Source organism: Roseateles terrae (assembly GCF_014192155.1).
GTDB classification, from domain to species: Bacteria; Pseudomonadota; Gammaproteobacteria; order Burkholderiales; family Burkholderiaceae_C; genus Roseateles; species Roseateles terrae.
The window spans coordinates 1-19,059 of record NZ_JACHXO010000008.1; the positions used below are offsets into that span (position 1 = coordinate 1).

At 66.9% G+C, this 19,059-nt stretch carries 9 protein-coding genes and 1 rRNA gene; 7 read left to right on the top strand and 3 right to left on the bottom strand.

Annotated features, from left to right (window positions below; all coding sequences use genetic code 11):
• Nucleotides 1–127: 127 nt before the first annotated feature.
• The 5 genes from rrf (at nucleotide 128) to FHS28_RS19380 (ending at nucleotide 11,900) form a co-directional block, all read left to right on the top strand.
• A 5S ribosomal RNA gene (rrf, locus tag FHS28_RS19360) occupies nucleotides 128–240 on the top strand.
• A 257-nt stretch (nucleotides 241–497) separates the two neighbouring features.
• A complete protein-coding gene (locus FHS28_RS19365; protein ID WP_088454712.1) occupies nucleotides 498–6,308 on the top strand; it encodes an alpha-2-macroglobulin family protein in 5,811 nt (1,936 codons plus the stop codon).
• Nucleotides 6,309–6,325: 17 nt separating this feature from the next.
• Nucleotides 6,326–8,605, top strand: a complete 2,280-nt coding sequence (locus FHS28_RS19370; protein ID WP_088454713.1) for a transglycosylase domain-containing protein — start codon at nucleotides 6,326–6,328, stop codon at nucleotides 8,603–8,605.
• 86 nt (nucleotides 8,606–8,691) lie between these two features.
• A complete protein-coding gene (locus tag FHS28_RS19375; protein WP_088454714.1) occupies nucleotides 8,692–9,018 on the top strand; it encodes a hypothetical protein in 327 nt (108 codons plus the stop codon).
• A 257-nt stretch (nucleotides 9,019–9,275) separates the two neighbouring features.
• Nucleotides 9,276–11,900 (top strand): chemotaxis protein CheW, encoded by a 2,625-nt coding sequence (locus tag FHS28_RS19380; protein WP_088454715.1) that lies wholly within the window; start codon nucleotides 9,276–9,278, stop codon nucleotides 11,898–11,900.
• A 62-nt stretch (nucleotides 11,901–11,962) separates the two neighbouring features.
• On the opposite strand, the gene FHS28_RS19385 is transcribed toward FHS28_RS19380, so the two are convergent.
• The gene (locus FHS28_RS19385; RefSeq protein WP_088454716.1) at nucleotides 11,963–12,526 is read right to left on the bottom strand and encodes a GNAT family N-acetyltransferase; all 564 of its coding nucleotides are present in this window, start codon (nucleotides 12,524–12,526) and stop codon (nucleotides 11,963–11,965) included.
• A 434-nt stretch (nucleotides 12,527–12,960) separates the two neighbouring features.
• On the opposite strand from FHS28_RS19385, the gene FHS28_RS19390 reads away from it, so the two are divergent.
• A complete protein-coding gene (locus tag FHS28_RS19390; RefSeq protein ID WP_246410382.1) occupies nucleotides 12,961–13,461 on the top strand; it encodes an SET domain-containing protein in 501 nt (166 codons plus the stop codon).
• A gap of 26 nt (nucleotides 13,462–13,487) precedes the next feature.
• Here the strand turns inward: FHS28_RS19390 and FHS28_RS19395 are convergent, their stop codons facing one another.
• Together FHS28_RS19395 and alaS are read right to left on the bottom strand one after the other, a co-directional pair.
• Nucleotides 13,488–14,222, bottom strand: a complete 735-nt coding sequence (locus FHS28_RS19395) for a UPF0149 family protein (protein WP_088454718.1) — start codon at nucleotides 14,220–14,222, stop codon at nucleotides 13,488–13,490.
• A gap of 326 nt (nucleotides 14,223–14,548) precedes the next feature.
• Nucleotides 14,549–17,182: an alanine--tRNA ligase gene (alaS, locus tag FHS28_RS19400; protein WP_088454719.1), complete on the bottom strand. Its 2,634-nt coding sequence runs from the start codon at nucleotides 17,180–17,182 to the stop codon at nucleotides 14,549–14,551.
• 399 nt (nucleotides 17,183–17,581) lie between these two features.
• On the opposite strand from alaS, the gene FHS28_RS19405 reads away from it, so the two are divergent.
• A complete protein-coding gene (locus FHS28_RS19405; protein ID WP_088454720.1) occupies nucleotides 17,582–19,054 on the top strand; it encodes an NAD-dependent succinate-semialdehyde dehydrogenase in 1,473 nt (490 codons plus the stop codon).
• Nucleotides 19,055–19,059 lie beyond the last annotated feature (5 nt).

A 19,059-nucleotide genomic window follows, 5' to 3' on the forward strand; every position in this document is an offset into this window, starting at 1 on the left:
TTCATGTCTGCTGCCAACGCAGCACGTCTGTGAACGCAATCAAATCAAAGCTGATTTCATTAAGACTCTACGAATTGGGCGAGCTGCCCTGTCCCCAGATGGACGCGCAGCTGGCCAACCAGTCAAGCCTGATGACCATAGCGAGTCGGTCCCACCCCTTCCCATCCCGAACAGGACCGTGAAACGACTCAGCGCCGATGATAGTGCGGATTCCCGTGTGAAAGTAGGTCATCGTCAGGCTAATAACCCTGCAAACCCCCTGAACTCCAGCAGTTCAGGGGGTTTTGCTTTTGGGCGTTTAAAAAGGGGTTTTCTCATTGGCGAAAATGCGGTGAACCCGACGCGTGAGCGCGCGGTGCCATGGTTCCCCATATCCCCCAAAATGATGGATTCAGGGGGGTATTGCAGCCAATATGACTAAAGGCCTGCCCAGCAGGCTCTCCGTCACAGCGACCCAGGGCTAGACTGCGCTGATAAAGACTTCTGCCGGCTGTGTCATGCGGGACCTGATTCGTTCGCTGCTTCGCTCCAACTTCTCTCGACCGGCCGTCCTCGCCGCCGCGCTGCTTGGCGTGTCGAGCCTTCCAGCACAGGCGATGCAGCTGGCCAAGGTCGTGCCGGAAGGGGAGGTCCGCCAGCTGGCCAATGTGGTGGTGCAGTTCGCCGAGTCGGTCAAGCCCTTGGGCGACCTTCGCGGAGAAGCCCCCGTCACCATCCGCTGCACGCCTGAGGCCGTTGCAGCGGGCGAAGGCCGCTGGACCAACGACAAGGAATGGGTGTTTGATTTCAAACGCCCGCTGCCTTCCGGCGCTCGTTGCGACATCCGTGCCAACGACACTTTCAAGCCGACAGTCCCCGGCGTCTCCAGCACCTGGGTGGGCAAACGCGACTTCAAGTTTTACGTCTCTGCCCCTTCCGTCGAACGCACCGTCCCGTGGGAAGGCAGCCAGGTCGAAGAAGAGCAGCGTTTCCTGCTGAAACTCTCCGCGGCTGCCAACAACAAGACCATCGCCGCTGGCATGTGGTGCGAAACCTCGCAGCTAGGCGAGCGCATCCCGGTGATTCTGGCCTCGGAGGCCGACCGGAATGAGGCGTTGAAGGCCAACGGCTTCCAGCGAAGCAAAGATTCCTGGGTGCTGGTCAGCTGCCAGCGTCCACTCCCCCCCGGCGGCAAGCTGGGGCTGGTCTGGGGGCCCGGCATTGCCTCCTCGGTGGACAGCACCGTCACCACCCGCGGCGAGCAGCGCCTGAACTTCAGCATCCGCGAACCCTTGACGGCTGAATTCAGCTGCGAACGGGAACGTGCCAATGCGCCGTGTATTCCGATCCGCCCGATCCGGGTGGAGTTCTCCGAGCCCGTCCCCAAAGACATGGCCATGGCGATCCGCCTTCGCGGCCCGGATAACAAGCTCTACAGCCCGACCGAAGAGAAGTCCGCTGCGGACGAGGACGACAGCACCAATCGCCGTCGGGTCAGCTTTCCCTTCCCCCTGCCGGAGTCCTCCACCTTCAAGCTCGAACTGCCCAAGGGGCTGAAGGATGTCAGCGGTCGCCCCCTGTCCAACGCGGCCAGCTTCCCAATGACGCTGCAGACAAGCCAGGCGCCGCCGCTGGCCAAGTTTGCCGCGGCGCCCTTTGGCATTGTGGAGTGGGACGTGCGCGAACCCAGCCTCGTGCCGCTGACGATGCGCCACGTGCAGCCGGAGTTGCAGACCGGGGGTCCCGGCAAGGTGCTGATCAAGCGCGTGACGGACGATCTGGAGGTGCTGCGTTGGCTGGCCAAGGTCCGCAAGGCGGTGAACAGCGAATGGGAAACCCGCGACAAGCCGATGCTCAAGGGCGACCCCACCGCACAGCCGCTTGAATTGCCCAAGTCGGACAATCCCAAGGCGGAGATGGAGGTGGTTGGGGTGCCGCTTCGCCAGCCGGGCTACCACATCCTGGAAGTGGCTTCGCCGCGTCTGGGCCAGAGTCTGCTGGAGCCGCCAGCGACGATGTATGTCCGCACCGGCGTGCTCGTCACCAATCTCGGCATTCACTTCAAGCTGGGCCGCGATAACAGCCTCGCCTGGGTCACGGCCCTGGACAGCGGACGTCCGGTCCCAGGCGCGAAAGTGTCGGTCTACGACTGCACCGGCAAACCGATCTGGTCCGGCAAGTCGGATGACAACGGCATTGCCCACATCGATCGCCCGAACCTGTCGCAAAGCCGGTCCATCGAATGCCTTGGCGACGACGGTCTGTACGTGACCGCCCGCCACACCGCGTCCGGACAAACTGAAGATTTCAGCTTCCTGTTCACCAGCTGGAACCGGGGCATTGAAACCTGGCGCTTCAACCTGCCCACCAGCTGGGGCGGCAATGAAACCACCGCCCGCGCCCACACGATCACTGATCGTCCGCTGCTGCGCCCCGGCGAAAAGCTGTCGATGAAGCATTTCTTCCGGCTGGAAACCCTGCAGGGATTGAACGATGCGCCGCCGAATGAGTTGCCCACCGAGTTGCGGGTCATCTTCGCCGCGACCGGTGAAGAAGTCTACAAACAGACGCTGAAGTGGCAGGGGACCCGCTACGCGCTCAGCAGCTGGCAGGTGCCTCCCGGCGCAAAGCTTGGCAGTTACCGGCTGGTGCTGCAGCGGGGCGCCGATGGCCAGCATGGCATGCGCCAATGGGACAGCGGCGGCGTGAAGGTGGATGAGATCCGCATCCCCTTGGTCGATGCTCGCCTGCTCCCACCCAAGGCTGCAGCCGCCGGGGCCAAGGAATTCACTTGGGGTGCCCAGCTGAACTACATGTCCGGCGGCCCGATGGCGCAATCGCCCGTGCAGATCAGCGCCGTGCTGCAGCCCCGGTGGAGCAGCAATCCCGGCTATGAGGAATTCGCTTTTGATCCGCCACAGACCTTCGACCCGGACGCCGCCGTCTCCACACGGAATGCGGACGGCGACGAAGGGGATGGCGACGACGCCGAAACCTCCGACCCCGGCAACCGTGAACTGCTGGTTGACAAGCTTGCGGTGCAGACCGACAAGAAGGGGGCAGCGCAATTCCGCATCCCGCTCAAGGCCCCGGTGACCCGTCCGTCCGAGCTGCGCGTGGAACTGACCTATCGCGATCCCGACGGCTCCTCACACACCCGCTCCAGCTCGCAGGTGCTGTGGCCCGCCGATCTGCAGGTCGGCGTGCGCGCCCCCACCTGGACCACCCGCGCCCAGAGCCTGCCGATCCAGACGGTGATCATGGATACCGAGGGCAAGCCCATCGCGGGCCGTTCGGTCGTGGTCACGGCACGCCAGATCATCACCGTGAGCACACGCAAACGCCTGGTGGGTGGCTTCTATGCCTATGAGCAAAAGCGCACCATCAAGGAACTGGGCGAGATCTGCAAGACCACCTCCGACGCGCTGGGCCTGGCCCGCTGCGAAGTCAAGATCGAGCAGTCCGGACAGGTGGAACTGATCGCCACCGCGACCGACGGCAACGGCCGCAAGAGCCTGGCCGCGCGTCCGGTCTGGGTGCACAGCGGCAGTGAACTCTGGTTCTCGCAGGAGAACGACGACCGCATCGACGTCATTCCTGACCGCCGCCGCTGGGAGCCGGGCGACACGGCCCGTTTCCAGGTCCGCATGCCTTATCGCGATGCGATGGCGCTGATCACGGTCGAGCGGGAAGGGCTGGTCTACAGCCAGGTCCAGCGTCTGTCCGGACGCGATCCCTGGGTCGAAGTGAAGATCGACAAGGACTGGGCGCCGAACGCCTTCGTGGGCGTCACCGTGGTGCGCGGCCGCCTGCACGACGTGCCCTGGTATTCGTTCTTTACCTGGGGATGGCGGGACCCTGGATCCTGGTGGCGCGCCTGGCGTGCGTCGGGCGACTACCAGCCTCCCACCGCCATGGTGGACCTGGCCAAACCGTCGTTCAAGATGGGCATGGCGGCCATCGAAGTCGGCCGCGCCAAACATGAACTGAAGGTGGAGGTGCTGCCGCAGCAGGCCCAATACGGTGTGCGTCAGTCGGCGCAGGTGAAGGTGCGGGTGACGCAGGACGGACAACCGGTGCCGGACGCTCAGTTGGCATTTGCGGCGGTGGACGAAGGCCTGCTGACCCTGTCCCCGAACGGCAGCTGGAAGTTGCTGGACCACCTGTTGCAGCAGCGTCCGTGGATGGTGGGCACCTCCACCGCCCACAGCGAAATCATCGGCCGCCGTCACTATGGCCGCAAAGCCGTCGCGGCTGGTGGGGGCGGAGGATTTGCCACGCGGGAGCTGTTCGACACGCTCCTCACCTGGCAGCCTGCCGTCACCCTCAATGCCCAGGGCGAAGCCGTGGTGCAGGTGCCACTGAACGACTCGCTCACCCGCTTCCGACTGGTGGCGATCGCTGACGCACCCGGCCAGCGTTTTGGGACGGGCGAGAACAGCATCGCCGTCAGTCAGGATCTCCAGCTGCTGTCGGGCTTGCCACCACTGGCGCGTGAGAACGACCGCATGGAGGCAATGCTCACCGTGCGCAACACCACCAGCCGTTCGATGACGCTGGCCCTGTCGCTCAAGGGCGTGGCCACGCTCGAGAGCGGTGACCAGCCGATCCCGCCGCAGACCCGTCAACTGACCCTGGCCGCCGGAGGGGCGGAAGTCGTCAGCTGGCCGGTGGTCATTCCGGAGGGGGCTCAGCGCATCAGTTGGGAGGCGCAGGCGCAGGAGCAGGGCACCGGAGGCGCCAAGGATGCAATGAAGGCGGTGCAGAAGGTCGAGCCGGCCCTGCCGCTGCGCGTGCTGCAAGCCACCTTGCGCCAGCTGGACGGCCCGCTGTCGCTGCCGGTTTCCGCGCCGGCCGATGCCTTGCCGCCGCAAGGCGTCAAACGCGGCGGCATTCAGGTGGGCCTGCAGCCTCGGCTGTCCAGCGCGCTGCCAGGCATCCGGCGGTTCTTCGTGAACTATCCGTTCAACTGCCTGGAGCAGCAGACGTCCAAATACATCGCCCTGCATGACGACACCGCATGGACCACGCTGATGGGCCAGCTGTCGAGTTACCAGGATCGTGACGGACTGCTGGGCTACTACCCGCTGTCCGCCACCTACAACCAGGGCAGCGATGTGCTGACCGCCTACGTCCTCAGCGTGGCGAAGGAGTCCGGCCGCAGCCTGCCCGATGCGGCCCAGACGCGTGCCCTCGAGGGTCTGGCCGCGTTTGTGGAAGGACGCATCGCGCGCCAGCACTGGTCCCCGCGGCCGGATGACGAGCCGCGCCGCGTGGGCGCATTGGCGGCGCTGGCCCGCTATGGCCGTGCCACCAGTCGTCAGCTCGCCACTGTCGACGCCACCCGTCTGCCGACCTGGCCCACGGCCGCCGTGATCGACTGGCTGGTGATCCAGCAGCGGCAGCCCGCATCCCCGCAACGCGACGCTCAACTGGCCGCGGCCCAGAACCAGCTGCGCGCCCGGATGAGCTACGCCGGCAGCACGCTGCGTTTTGTGAATGAGGACACCGACGCCTGGTGGTGGCTGATGGACAGCGGGGACAGCAATGCGGCCCGCCTGCTGATGGCCGTGATGAATGACCCCACCTGGAAGGACGAAATTCCCCGCATCGTGACCGGTGCGCTGGCCCGTCAGGACCGTGGCGCCTGGTACAACACGACCGCCAACCTCTGGGGCGCGCTGGCGCTGGAGCGGTTCGGCAACGTGTTCGAGTCCAGGTCGGTGACGGGCAGGACCGACGCGGCGCTGGGCGGCCAGAAAGCGTCACTGGACTGGTCGGCGTCACCGAAGGGCGGCCAGCTGGCCCTGCCGTGGCCAGCCAGCGGCAGTGGTCCGCTGAGCCTGACCCAGGCGGGCGACGGCCGGCCCTGGGTGACCGTGCAGGCGCTGGCGGCCGTCCCGTTGCGGGCGCCGCTGTCGGCGGGCTACACCATCAAACGCAGCATCGTCCCGGTCTCGCAGAAGGCGGCGCCGGCGTGGACGCGCGGCGACGTGATGCGGGTGCGTCTGGAAGTGGAAGCGGCGGCCGACATGTCCTGGGTGGTGGTCAGCGACCCGCTGCCGACCGGCGCGGCGGTCGTCACCGACACCATCGAAGCGGACGGCGAGCGCGCGGAAGGACAGGCCTGGCCCAGCTATATCGAGCGCAGTTTCTCGGCCTGGCGCGGCTACTTCGAATACCTGCCGCAAGGCCGCCATGTCTTTGAATACACGGTGCGACTGAACAATGCCGGCCGTTTCCAGATGCCTTCGACCCGCGTCGAAGCGATGTATGCGCCGGACCGTTTTGGCGAGGCGCCCAATGCCACGATGGAGGTGGCGCCGTGACAAGGGGAGGGCGGGCCGTGCCAGCGCGACTGGCCGGCTGGCCCGCGCTGCTGCTCACAGCGGCGCTGATCGGGGGATCACCGTCCGCAGGTGCTGCGGACCTTCCGGCGTTTTCGCAGGTCCGCACCCAGCACCGCGTCTCTGACTTCGTTTTGCTGGATCGGCGGGGCGAGCCGCTGCAGGGAGCGCGCCTGGACCCTCGCCGACGTGCGCTGGCCTGGGTGGCGCTGAAGGACATGTCTCCGGCCCTGTTGCGGGCGATGCTGCTGTCGGAAGACCAGCGCTTTTACGAGCACAGCGGCGTGGACTGGTCTGCCGTCGCCAGCAGCGCCTGGGGCAACTTGTGGAACAGCCGCACCCGGGGCGCTTCCACCGTCACGATGCAGCTCGCAGGGCTGCTCGATGAAGACCTGGCCCAGCGCGGCGGCCGCAGTGTGACGCAGAAGCTGGGACAGGCCTGGGTGGCCGGCCGCCTGGAAAAGCGTTGGACCAAGGCACAGATCCTGGAGGCTTATCTCAACCTGGTGCCGCTGCGCGGCGAATTGGTCGGCGTGCCGGCCGCCGCGCAGACCTTGTTTGGCAAACGTCCCGCTGGTCTGGACGCGCGGGAATCCGCGCTGCTGGCGGCGATGCTGCGCGGCCCCAATGCCAGTCAAGCGCGGCTGACCGATCGCGCCTGTGCCCTGCTGAAGGCGATGAACGAGCGCTGTGACGGGCTGGATGATGAGCTTGGTGCGGTGCTGGCCCGCAAGCCGCTGCAGTGGGATGACGCGCCGCAATGGGCGCCTCACTATGCACGGCTCGCCTTGCGGCCTGACGGTCCGCCGACGCAGCGCAGCACGCTCGACGGCCGCATCCAGCGGCTGGCGGTGGCGTCGCTGGGCCGTCAGCTGGGGGAGCTGCAGGAGCGAGGGGTCGAAGACGGCGCGGTGGTGGTGCTGGACAACGCCACGGGCGAGGTCCGGGCGTGGGTGGGATCGAGCGGCCAGCGGTCCGAAGCGGCCCAGGTGGACCATGTGCTGTCGCGTCGTCAGCCGGGGTCTGCGCTCAAGCCGTTTGTGTACGAGCTGGCTCTCGAGCGGCGGTTGATCACGGCGGCCAGCCTGCTGGATGACACGCCTGCCCAGATTCCGACAGGGGCAGGCGTCTACCTGCCGCAGAACTACGACAAGCACTATCGCGGCTGGGTCAGCGCGCGGGCGGCTCTTGGCAACAGCATCAATGTGCCCGCCGTCCGGCTGGGCCTGATGCTGACGCCCGAAGCCGTCTTTGAGCGGCTCAATGCATTGGGCCTGCAGTTGCCGGAGACGGGGGGGTTCTACGGGCCATCGCTGGCCCTGGGCAGTGCGGACGTGACCTTGCTGGCGCTGACCAATGCCTACCGCGCGCTGGCCAACGGCGGGGTCTACAGCGAGGTGCCCTTGCCGGGGGCCTTGTCCGATCCCGCGAAGGGCGGCCCCGCCGCAGCAACCGCTGCCAAGGCCGCGGCGCCTGCCGCTGGCCCCTCCGCACGCTCCCGCTTCAGCTCAACCACCTCCACCACGAACATCACCGCTACCAGTGCCTCCGCCACTGCCCCGCGGCGCGTCGCCGACGCCCGCGCCAGCTTCGTCATTGCCGACATCCTGTCCGACAACAATGCCCGCGCCATCACCTTCGGCCTGACGAGCGCCCTGGCGCTGCCCTTCCCGGCCGCGGTGAAGACGGGCACCAGCAAGGACATGCGCGACAACTGGTGCGTCGGCTGGTCATCGCGCTACACCGTCGGCGTCTGGGTCGGCAACTCCAACGGCTCGGCCATGCAGCAGGTCTCCGGTGTCAGCGGGGCCGCACCGGTCTGGCGGGATGTGATGCTGGCTCTGCATGCGGGTGCGCCCGGGCAGCCGTTCCAGCCCCCCCCTGGCCTGGTCCACCAGCCGGTCCGGTTCGATGCCGGCCGCGAGCCGCCGCGGCAGGAGTATTTCCTGGCCGGCACCGAACAGAGCCAGCTTCGCGCCGCCGGCACGCCGGTCAGCATCACCAATCCTGCGCCCGGGGCGATCTACGCCCTGGATCCGGACATTCCGCCCGCCCATCAGCGCCTGCGTTTCCAGCACCAGGGCGCGCTGGGCGCCGCCGGCCCCGCCCGCTGGCGCCTTGATGGACGGCCGCTGGGGCAGGGCGGCAGCGTGGACTGGATGCCGATGCCCGGCCGCCACGAACTGCAGCTGCTGGATGCCAAGGGCCGCGAATTGCAACGCGTGACATTCGAGGTGCGCGGTGCCTCCATCCGCCCGGGCCGCAAGTCAAGCCTTTGAAGACGCATTTCGTCGCGCGTCTCTGGCATGTCTTTCCCTGACTTTCGATACTCCCTTTCGCCGCTACCATTGGCCAGAGGAAGCTCATGAGTCGCCATCCCCGTCTGTCCTTGAAGACCACCGTTCGCCTGCTGGGGCCTGCCCTGCTGGGCCTGTCGCTGCTGCTCCCCATGGCGCCGGCGCAAGCCAGTGAGGTGGTCAAGCTGGCGCGGCTGCTCATCACCGGCAAGCGCCAGCCCAGCAAGCCGCCAGTGGCGCCGCAGTCGGGCACCTCCGACCGTGGGGGCTCCACCGATGCGCCGGGTCCCCAGAGCAAATACACCGACGCGGAGGCCCCCGTCCAACAGGCGCATGTGGTGACCGAACGCCGTGGGACCTCCGACACCACCGCCACCATGTCGATGGGCGACTGACGCTCGCCAATACGCCACGCTGGCCGTCGCAGCGCTGCAACAGATCCGCCGATCGCTGGCACCGCGTCCGCACCTTCCGTGTGCCGCGGACGCCCCACCGAGTGTCATTCCCGCCTCACCGCGGTGCTGTCGTGATGACGGTGTGCGGTAAGTCACCGAGCCCCTTCCAATCACCGGTCTTCCCCTCCTGACAGCAACAGATTGCAACGCCACACTGCGCTGCTTTCGCCCCACAAGGGCCGCTTGAGGATCCCGGAATGACCAAGGTCTGGAGAAAAGGCCTGCCCTTCAGCACGGAAGTGGCACCCCTGTTGGCAGCGATGCCGCTGCTGGAGGAATATCGCGAACCGCTGATGCGCCTGCAGGGCGCCTGGGACAGCCTGTCGCTGCTGGGCCAGATGAGCGGCGCCGCGACCGACATGGCCGACACCCGCAGCGCCTTCGAGGCGCTCACCGGTCGCCTGCTGGACAGCCTGGCCCGCCGCCAGTTCGACAACGCGGTGCAGCAGTTGCAGGGACGGTCGCAGGTGGCAATCGACATCCTGGTCCGCAATCTGTTCGAACGCACGGCGGATGTGGGTTTTCTCGCCGCGGACGGTCCGCTGAGAGCGATTCTGGCGGCGGATCGCGATCGGGCCGATCACGCGGCCGATCACGCGGCCGACCACGCCGCCGTCCCGGCCTCCGACCCCATCGCTGACCGCGCCGCCGTGCAGCAGCGCCTGGCCGACTACGTCGCCAAGTATTCCGTTTACGACCAGGTGGCGCTGCTCGCCGCCGATGGCCGCAGCCTGGTCGCCTTGCATCCGGAGCGCTGCGCCGACCGGGTGCACGACCCCCGTCTTCTGCGTGCACTGGACCCCGGTCAGCCGTTCGTCGAGGTGCACGGCCCCAGCCCGCTGCTGGGGGGCGCCAGCGGTCTGATCTATGCGGCCGCGGTGACCGCGGACAACGGCGCGCGCGGTGTGCTGTGCCTGTCCTTCAAACTGGAGGACGAAATGCTCGGGCTGTTCCGCGCCCTGTGCGCGGGTGTACCCCGTTCGGTGCTGGTGCTCAAGGACGCCGAGGGCCGCGTGCTTCTCACGTCCGACCCCTGGCAGATCCCGCTGGGGGCGCCGCTGGCCGCGGCCGACCGCGCGCAGGGTTTCTGCATCGATTTCGCGGGTCGGGACTATCTGGCTTGTTCGGCCACAGCCAGCGGCTACGAGGGCTACTTCGGACCGGGCTGGTCGGCGCAGATGCTGCAGCCGCTGCAGCACGCGTTTGCCGATGCGCCGCCGCCGCGCACGGAGGCCCGTGCACGCGGTGTCGATACCCGCGAACTGTTTGACGAAGAACTGCGCAGCATCCCGCTGGAGGCCCGGCGCATTCAGCGGGAGCTGTCGCGGTCGCTGTGGAATGGCAAGCTCAAGAGTCGCAGCCGGGACGGCCACCTCGGTGCCGCGGGCAGCGTCGCGAGCGGGAATGCCGACTTCGCCGTCACCCTGCTCAATGAAGTTGAACGCACGGGCGAGCAACTGCGGCAGGTGTTTGAGCGCGCCATCCATCAGCTCGAAGAGAGTGCCCTGGGCGCGGTGTTTGATACCGTCGGCTTCCAGTCCGAGCTGGCCATCTCGATCGTCAACCGCAACCTCTACGAACGCGCGAACGACTGCCGCTGGTGGGCGCAGGATGCGCGACTGCAGCAGGCGCTGGCGCGAGGCGATGTCGCCGCCGCGACCGAGGTACTCAGCAGCATCCATGCGCTCTACACCGTGTATTCGCTGCTGCTGGTGTTCGATGCGCAAGGCCGCGTACTGGCCGTGTCCGATCCAGCGCAGTCGCACCACCTGGGGCGGAGCGTCCAGGGCGACTGGGTGCACGGCGCCCTGGCGCTGCGGGACAGCAGCCAGTATGTGGTCTCGGCGCATGAGCCCTGCGGTCTGTATGGCGACAATGGGGCGTCGCCGTGCCTCGTCTACGCCACCGCGGTGCCGCATCCCGACAGTTCAACCGCCCCGGTCGGTGGCATCGCCATTGTGTTCGATGGCCAGCCGCAGTTTCGAGCGATGCTGCGTGCGGCGCTGCCCAGTCAGCCGGGATCGGCGGCGTTGCTGGTGACACGCAGCGGTGAGATCGTTGCCAGCAGCGATGCGCACTGGGCAGTGGGCCAGTCCTTTCCGCTCCCGCTGCCGCAGCTGGCCACCTTGCCGCCGGACCAGGTGGTGACCGGTGAACTGGCGTTGCAAGGACGTGTGCAGGCGTATGGCCTGGCGATGTCAGGCGGCTACCGCGAATACCGCCGCCACATGCCACCGCATCCGCAGGACCTGGCCGCACTCGTGCTGCTGCCGCTGGGGCCGCGTCAGGACGACAGTTCGGACGCTCAGAAAAGCGCGGCCTTCCAGCCCTTGCCGCCCTCCGGCCGTCAGGTGCTGGACCTGGCCAGCTTCCAGGTGGACCACCAGTGGCTGGGCCTGTCGGCGCCCCAGGTGCTGGCTGCCGTGGGGCGACAGCGCATCACCGCCTGGCCGCAGGCGCCGGCGGCGGTGCGCGGCATGCTTGGCTTCGAAGGGCGCATGCTGCCGGTGCTGGATCTGGGCCAGTTGCTGTTCCACCGCCCTGGCGGCGACGACGCTGCGCTGCTGGTGTGCGCGACCCGCGAGGGGCAACGGCTGGTGCTGGCGGTGCAGCAGCTCGGGCAGGTGTTCCAGTCGGGCGCCGAGCAGTTGCAGCCCAGTCCCACCCGACCCGGCTGGGCCGCGCAGGCGCGCGTGCATCTGCTGAAGGGCAAGGGGGCGGAAATGCTGACGCTGCTGGACTGCGACGACCTGTGGCGCCTTGTCAGCGGTATTCCCGCACCGTCGAGCGCTGACGACCAGCCGCTGCTGGCGGCAGACTGAGCGGCCTGCAGCGGCTACCGACTGCCGAAGACCGAAGACCGAAGACCGATGGTCTTCTGCGCCTATCGCGGACCCGTGGACTTCGCCGTCCCATCCAAGCCTTCTGGCGGCCACACCGGCAGAGCGGGTCGCAGACGCGCCATCGCATAGCAGTCGACATACTGCCCATGTCGCATGGCATACCCGCGCATCCGTCCCTCGATGTCGAAATTGAATCGCTCATACAGGCGGATGGCGCGGGTGTTGTCCACAAACACACTCAGCTCGATGCGCAGCACCCCCAGCCAGTCATCCGCCTGCTGAATGAGCGCGGACATCAACGCGCTGGCCACGCCCTGACCCTGCACCTGCGGAAGCACGCTGATGCCCAGGGACATCGCATGCCGACGACGCGCCTGCGGCCCGGCCGGATGCAGACCAGCGGATCCCACCAGCTGGCCATCCACCAGTGCCAGCAGCACCAGCTCCGCCGACTGCACCTCCGGCGTGGCGCTGAACCGCTGCCGCCAGGCCTCGGGGGATACATGGGGCAGGCCCAGCAGCCAGGGCTGCACCTCCGGATGACTCATCAGGGCCGCATGGGCCGGGCCGTCATCGGGGGTGGGGCGTCGCAGGATCAGGTCCATCAAGATCTCCCTTTGGTGTGTGAATGGAAGGGCCGGAAACAACAAAGCCCGCAATCGCGGGCTTTGTCGAGAACTCTGCTGTGGGGGCGGCCGGGGCACCGGCTGGGGCGGGGAAGGGCTACCGCGTTCGACCTTCCTGCACCGGGTTGAGCGGCGTCTGGAACGCCTGTGTCGGGACTAGGCGCATCAGCGCCTCCGCGACACGGCAGCGGCTTTGCAGAACGGCCGGCGCTTCGCTTGTCAGCAGCGTCTCAGCCATCACAGTGGAGCCAGGGCGATTCATGCGAACCAGTATGTTGGGGACGGTCCGCCGCAGTCAACCACCCAGCGGTGGGACGATGTGGGGTGTCGCATCCGATGCACAGTGGGGCGCGAGCAGGCGACAATGCCGAGTCCCGTTTATCCCGTCTCCCTTCCTTCGACATCCGCCCGTCATGCCCCGCCTGAGTTCACTGCCGCCCGCGCCTGCTCCCGCTCCCAAAGCGTCGTCGCGGGATGCGGCCGCCCCGGGAGTGCGCGGGGAGCCGATGCCGGCCGAGAAGTTTGCGCTGCATGTCGCCCCCAGTGCCATCGATGGCCTGGGTGTGTTTGCCGACGAGCCGATTCCGGCCCGACGCAAGATCGGCGAGATGCGCGGAGAAGTCGTGTCGGTGCGGGAAGCGCGACGCCGCATTGAGGGCAAGCGACGCATCCATGTGGTGGAGGTGTCGGACCGCACCGCCATCGACGCCACGCACGACAAAGGCGTGATGCGCCACATCAACCACAGTTGCGCCCCGAATGCCGTACTGCGCATCCGTCAGGGCCGGGCCGAGTTCTATGCCATCCGGGACATCGAACCCGGGGAGGAACTCTCCTGCGACTACGGCGAGAGCCACCACGAAGGTCGGCTGCGCTGCCGCTGCGGCGCGCCCAATTGCAAAGGGCGCCTGTAGGCGCCCTTAGTGTCCAGCCTTCGTCCTCAGTGCTGTGACGGTGTCTCGCCGTCTTCGCTGAAGGCGGCCTTCAAGGCGGCTTGCTGCAGCCAGAACAGGCGCATGTCCTGCACGGTGAACAGCATGTCGTCAATCAGCGCGTCCTGGTCGATGCCTTCCGGCTCTTCGTAGGCTTCCTGAATGTAGGTGCTTCGCTCGTCGGAATTCGTCGCCAGCGTCACCGCTTCAATGGCTTCCAGCATCAGCGACAGGTCGCGCGCCGCATCGCCTTCCGGCAGTTCCCACGAACCGGTGTCTTCCACCGCCTGGAGGAACCCCTGCGCCCACAGCGCGCCAGCCGCCGGCAGGCGTTCCAGCAGGTCTTCCGTCAGCGAGCCGTCGGCCAGCAGGCGGGCCTTGGTCTCGTCGTCGAAGTCGGAGATCAGCGGCACCAGCTGCATCTGCTCGGGCGACTCCACCAGCGCCTGCGGGTCCAGGCTGTCGGCGATCTCGTTCCAGCGCAGGTGCAGCACGTCCATGAAGGCGTCCGTCTGTTCCTGCGATTCGAAGATGCCGGGCCACTCGTCGCCAAACAGGGCATCCATCGCCTGGATGGGCGCGCTCGGCGGCGGGCCCACCAGCAGGGCGGTCATGTAGCCGTCCAGCGTGTCCAGGGTGATGGCAGGGGCGTCAGGATCGGCTGCGGCAGCCAGCTGGGCGATGAATTCGCCGAGTTGCTGGGCGTTGTCGATGTCGAGGGGTTGATCTTGTTGATCGCTCATGAAGGGCTCCAGAATGCGGTCCGCATGCGGAGCGTGTGTCGCTTCGCGTGGCGGTCCGTGGGGCGATCCGGACAGGAGTCCGGAACGCGGTCCGTGAAAAGATCCGGACCGAGAGCCGGCACCGGGATGAAAAACTCAAAAACAAAGGGCCCGGACCGGGCCCTTCGAGAGCATCGACCGGAGCCGCCCGAGGCGGCCACGGTCATGATGCATCAAGCTTGATGACGCCGTGGTGGCAGAGGAACCGGCAATGGATGGGGCGATGGATTGCTCAATGGAATGGGCAATAGACTGGGCAATCAACGGGCCTGGACAGGCCCGCGGCCTCAGACCCGCTCGCCGATCCAGCCCTGCACGCTCGCCAGTGCCGCAGGCAATCCCTTCGGATCGGTGCCGCCGGCCATGGCCATGTCCGGCTTGCCGCCGCCCTTGCCGCCAACCTGCTGCGCCACGAAATTCACCAGCTCCCCGGCCTTGACCTTGCCGATGCTGTCGGCGGTCACGCCGGCGGCGATCTGGACCTTGTCGCCGTCCACCGCAGCCAGCACGATGGCGGCGGTCTTCAGCTTGTCCTTGAGCTTGTCCATGGTCTCGCGCAGGGTCTTGGCATCGGCGCCCACCAGCGTGGCCGCCAGCACCTTCAGGCCCTTGACGTCCACCGCCTGGCCCAGCAGCTCATCGCCCTGGGCGGAGGCCAGCTTGCTCTTGGCCGCGGCGAGTTCCTTCTCCAGCGCGCGGACCTGATCCAGCACCGCCTGCACCCGCGGCTCGAGTTCCGACGGGGCGGCCTTGAGCGTGCCGGCCACCGCCGCAACGGTCGATTCCAGCGACTGCAGGTAGTGCAGGGCGTTGTCACCGGTCACGGCTTCGACGCGGCGAATGCCGGCCGCCACACCGCTCTCCGAGACGATCTTGAAGAGGCCGATGTCGCCGGTGCGATGCACGTGGGTGCCGCCGCACAGTTCCTTGGAGGTGCCGATGCTCAGCACCCGCACCGATTCACCGTACTTCTCGCCGAACAGCATCATGGCGCCGCTCTTCTGAGCGTCGTCCAGCGCCATCACCTGGGCATTGGTGTCTTCATTGGCCAGGATCTCGGCATTCACGATGGCCTCGACGCGACGGATTTCGTCCTGCGTCATCGGGGCGGTGTGGGCAAAGTCGAAACGGGTGCGCTCGGCGTTGACCAGCGAGCCCTTCTGCTGCACGTGGCCGCCCAGCACTTCGCGCAGGGCCTTGTGCATCAGGTGGGTGGCGCTGTGGTTGCGCACGGTGCGGCCGCGACGCTCGGCATCGACGCGGGCGATGAAGCTGTCGCCCACCTGGATCGAGCCTTCCACCACCTGGGCGTGGTGACCAAACACATCCGCCTGGATCTTCAGCGTGTCGTCCACCACCAGACGGGTGGTGGCATTGCGCAGTTCACCGGCATCGCCCACTTGGCCGCCGCTTTCGGCATAGAAGGGGGTGTGGTCCAGCACCACCACGACGTCGTCGCCGGCGTCAGCGCTTTGCACCGCGCTGCCATCGACATACAGCGCCACGACCTTCACATCGTCGCGAGCCAGCAGGTCATAGCCATGGAAGGTGGTGGCCGAGCCGGTGTACTCCAGGCCCTGCGCCATCTTGAACTTGCCCGCCTGACGGCCGCGCTGCTTCTGTTCTTCGAGCAGGCGGTTGAAGCCGGCTTCGTCCACCGTCACGCCGCGCTCGCGGCAGACGTCGGCGGTGAGGTCGACCGGGAAACCGTAGGTGTCGTGCAGCTTGAAGGCGGTCTCGCCGTCCACCTGCTTCGCACCGCCGGCCAGGGCCGATTCCAGCAGTTCCATGCCAGTGGCAATGGTCTTGAAGAAGCGCTCTTCTTCCTGCTTGAGCACTTCGGTCACACGGGCTTCGTCGCGGCGCAGTTCCGGATAGGCGTCGCCCATTTCCTTGGCCAGCGCGGCCACCAGCTTGTGGAAGAACGGGGTGCGGGCGCCCAGCTTGTAGCCGTGGCGGATGGCGCGGCGGGCAATGCGGCGCAGCACATAGCCGCGGCCGGCGTTGCCGGGGATGACGCCGTCCACCACGGTGAAGGAGCAGGCGCGGATGTGGTCCGCGATCACCTTCAGCGAGGGGGAGGTCTTGTCGCAGTCGCCGCTGCCGGGCGTGGCGGCGTCCACCGCCTGCTTGGCTGCGTCCAGCAGGTTCACGAAGAGGTCGATCTCGTAGTTGCTGTGCACATGCTGCAGCACGGCCGCCAGACGCTCCAGGCCCATGCCGGTGTCCACGCTCGGCTTGGGCAGCTTGTGCATCACGCCGTCTTCGGTGCGGTTGAACTGCATGAAGACGTTGTTCCAGATCTCGATGTAGCGGTCGCCGTCTTCATTGGCGCTGCCCGGAGGGCCGCCGGCCACGTCCGGACCGTGGTCGTAGAAGATCTCGGTGCAGGGACCGCAGGGACCGGTGTCGCCCATCATCCAGAAGTTGTCGGACATGTAGCGGCCGCCCTTGTTGTCACCGATGCGCACAATGCGCTCGGCGGGCACGCCCACGACCTTGTTCCAGATCTCGTACGCCTCATCGTCTTCCTGGTAGACGGTGACCCACAGCTTGTCCTTGGGCAGCTTGAAGTGCTCGGTCAGCAGTTCCCAGGCGTAGCTGATGGCGTCCTTCTTGAAGTAGTCGCCGAAGCTGAAATTGCCCAGCATCTCGAAGAAGGTGTGGTGACGCGCGGTGTAGCCGACGTTGTCCAGGTCGTTGTGCTTGCCGCCGGCGCGGATGCACTTCTGGGCGGTGGTGGCGCGGGTGTACGCGCGCTTGTCGAAGCCCAGGAACACGTCCTTGAACTGGTTCATGCCCGCGTTGGTGAACAGCAGCGTCGGGTCGTCACCGGGCACCACCGGGCTGGAGGCGACGATCTGGTGGCCCTTGGATTCGAAGAACTTCAAAAACGTATTGCGGATCTCAGCGGCTTTCATGCCAGTCCTTTAGCTGTTGCACCCAGCGGTTTGCACCTCTGCCAGGCCTTGGGCACCGGAAACGTACGCCGCATGGGATACATGCGGGGCGTGCGAACCGGGCACCGATGGGCGATGGCAGAAACGGTCAAGAATTCCTGGCGAAACGGCTTTGCAAGCAAATGTCTGCAGTGCGGGCTGCGGTCTGCGGGGATCTGGAGGGATCTCCCCGGAGCCCATCGCCCTGAATGCGGGCCAAATGCTTGATTCAGCGTCGTTTTCGCGAAGCTTTCCATTATAGGAGCGGCCCTTGCTCTCGCACCGGCCTGGCAACTCGGTGACGTGGCGCCCATGCCAAACCCGATAGGATCGTCCGCACACAGAGAGCCACTCTCGAACCCCTCTCCCGGAGCAACGACGATGGACACCCCCGTTTCCCCGCTGGCCCAACTCAAGGATCCCAGCCTCCTCAAGACCGATGCCCTGATCAATGGCGAATGGGTCGGCGGCGCCGCCCGTTTCGATGTGGACGACCCCGCTACCGGCGAACTGCTCACCCACGTGGCCAACCTTGGCGCTTCCGAGGCGGACGCCGCCGTCACCGCCGCCGAAGCGGCCTGGCCGGCCTGGCGCGCCAAAACCGCCAAGGAACGGGCCGCCATCCTGATGCGCTGGTACCACCTCTTGATCCAGCATGCGGACGACCTCTCCCGCATCCTGACAGCCGAACAAGGCAAGCCGCTGGCGGAGGCGCGGGGCGAAATCGTCTATGGCGCGAGCTTCCTGGAATGGTTCGCCGAAGAAGCCAAGCGGGTCTATGGGGAAACCATCCCGGCCACCGAAGGCAGCAAGCGCTACCTGGTGCTGCGCCAGCCGGTGGGCGTGTGCGCCGCCATCACGCCGTGGAACTTCCCGCTGGCGATGATCACCCGCAAGGTGGCGCCGGCCCTGGCGGCCGGGTGCCCGGTGGTCATCAAACCGGCCGAGCAGACGCCGCTGACCGCCCTGGCGGCCGCGGAACTGGCCCAGCGCGCCGGCATGCCGGCCGGGGTGCTGAACGTGGTGACTGGCGACGGTGAACACTCGGTCGCCATCGGCAAGGTGCTGTGCGAGCGGGACGCGGTTCGGCACCTGTCCTTCACCGGCTCCACCGAGGTGGGCCGCATCCTGATGGCGCAGTGCGCGCCCACCATCAAGAAGCTGTCGCTGGAGCTGGGAGGCAATGCGCCGTTCCTGGTGTTCGACGACGCGGATCTGGACAGCGCCGTGGACGGCGCCATCGCCAGCAAATACCGCAATGCCGGCCAGACCTGCGTCTGCGCCAACCGGCTGTATGTGCAGGACAGCATCTACGACGAGTTCGTGGCCAAGCTCTCCGCCAAAGTGGAAGCCTTGAAGGTGGGCAACGGCTTCGAAGCCGGTGTGGCGCTGGGCCCGCTGATCGACGATGCCGCGATGGCCAAGGTGGAGCGCCATGTGGCCGATGCCACCAGCAAGGGCGCCCGCATCGTGACCGGCGGCAGCCGGACCGGAGACCGCTTCTTCCAGCCGACGGTGCTGGCGGACGTCACCGCGGACATGCTCTGCGCCCGGGAAGAGACCTTTGGCCCGGTGGCCCCGATCTTCCGTTTTCAGACCGAGGCGGAAGCCATCCAGATGGCCAATGCCACCGAGTTCGGCCTGGCCAGCTATTTCTACAGCCGGGACATCGGCCGCATCTTCCGCGTGGGCGAGGCGCTGGAGTCCGGCATGGTGGGCGTCAATACCGGCCTGATCTCGACGGCGGAGGTGCCCTTCGGCGGCGTCAAGCAGTCGGGCCTCGGCCGCGAGGGCGGGCATCAGGGCATCGATGAATATCTTGAGACGAAATACCTCTGCCTGGGCGGGATTTGAGGGAT

Coding starts and splice junctions, on each gene's coding strand:
- FHS28_RS19395 (WP_088454718.1), bottom strand. CDS start 14,222: ATGAGCGATCAACAAGATCAACCCCTCGACATCGACAACGCCCAGCAA.
- FHS28_RS19365 (WP_088454712.1), top strand. CDS start 498: ATGCGGGACCTGATTCGTTCGCTGCTTCGCTCCAACTTCTCTCGACCG.
- FHS28_RS19390 (WP_246410382.1), top strand. CDS start 12,961: ATGCCCCGCCTGAGTTCACTGCCGCCCGCGCCTGCTCCCGCTCCCAAA.
- FHS28_RS19380 (WP_088454715.1), top strand. CDS start 9,276: ATGACCAAGGTCTGGAGAAAAGGCCTGCCCTTCAGCACGGAAGTGGCA.
- alaS (WP_088454719.1), bottom strand. CDS start 17,182: ATGAAAGCCGCTGAGATCCGCAATACGTTTTTGAAGTTCTTCGAATCC.
- FHS28_RS19405 (WP_088454720.1), top strand. CDS start 17,582: ATGGACACCCCCGTTTCCCCGCTGGCCCAACTCAAGGATCCCAGCCTC.
- FHS28_RS19385 (WP_088454716.1), bottom strand. CDS start 12,526: ATGGACCTGATCCTGCGACGCCCCACCCCCGATGACGGCCCGGCCCAT.
- FHS28_RS19375 (WP_088454714.1), top strand. CDS start 8,692: ATGAGTCGCCATCCCCGTCTGTCCTTGAAGACCACCGTTCGCCTGCTG.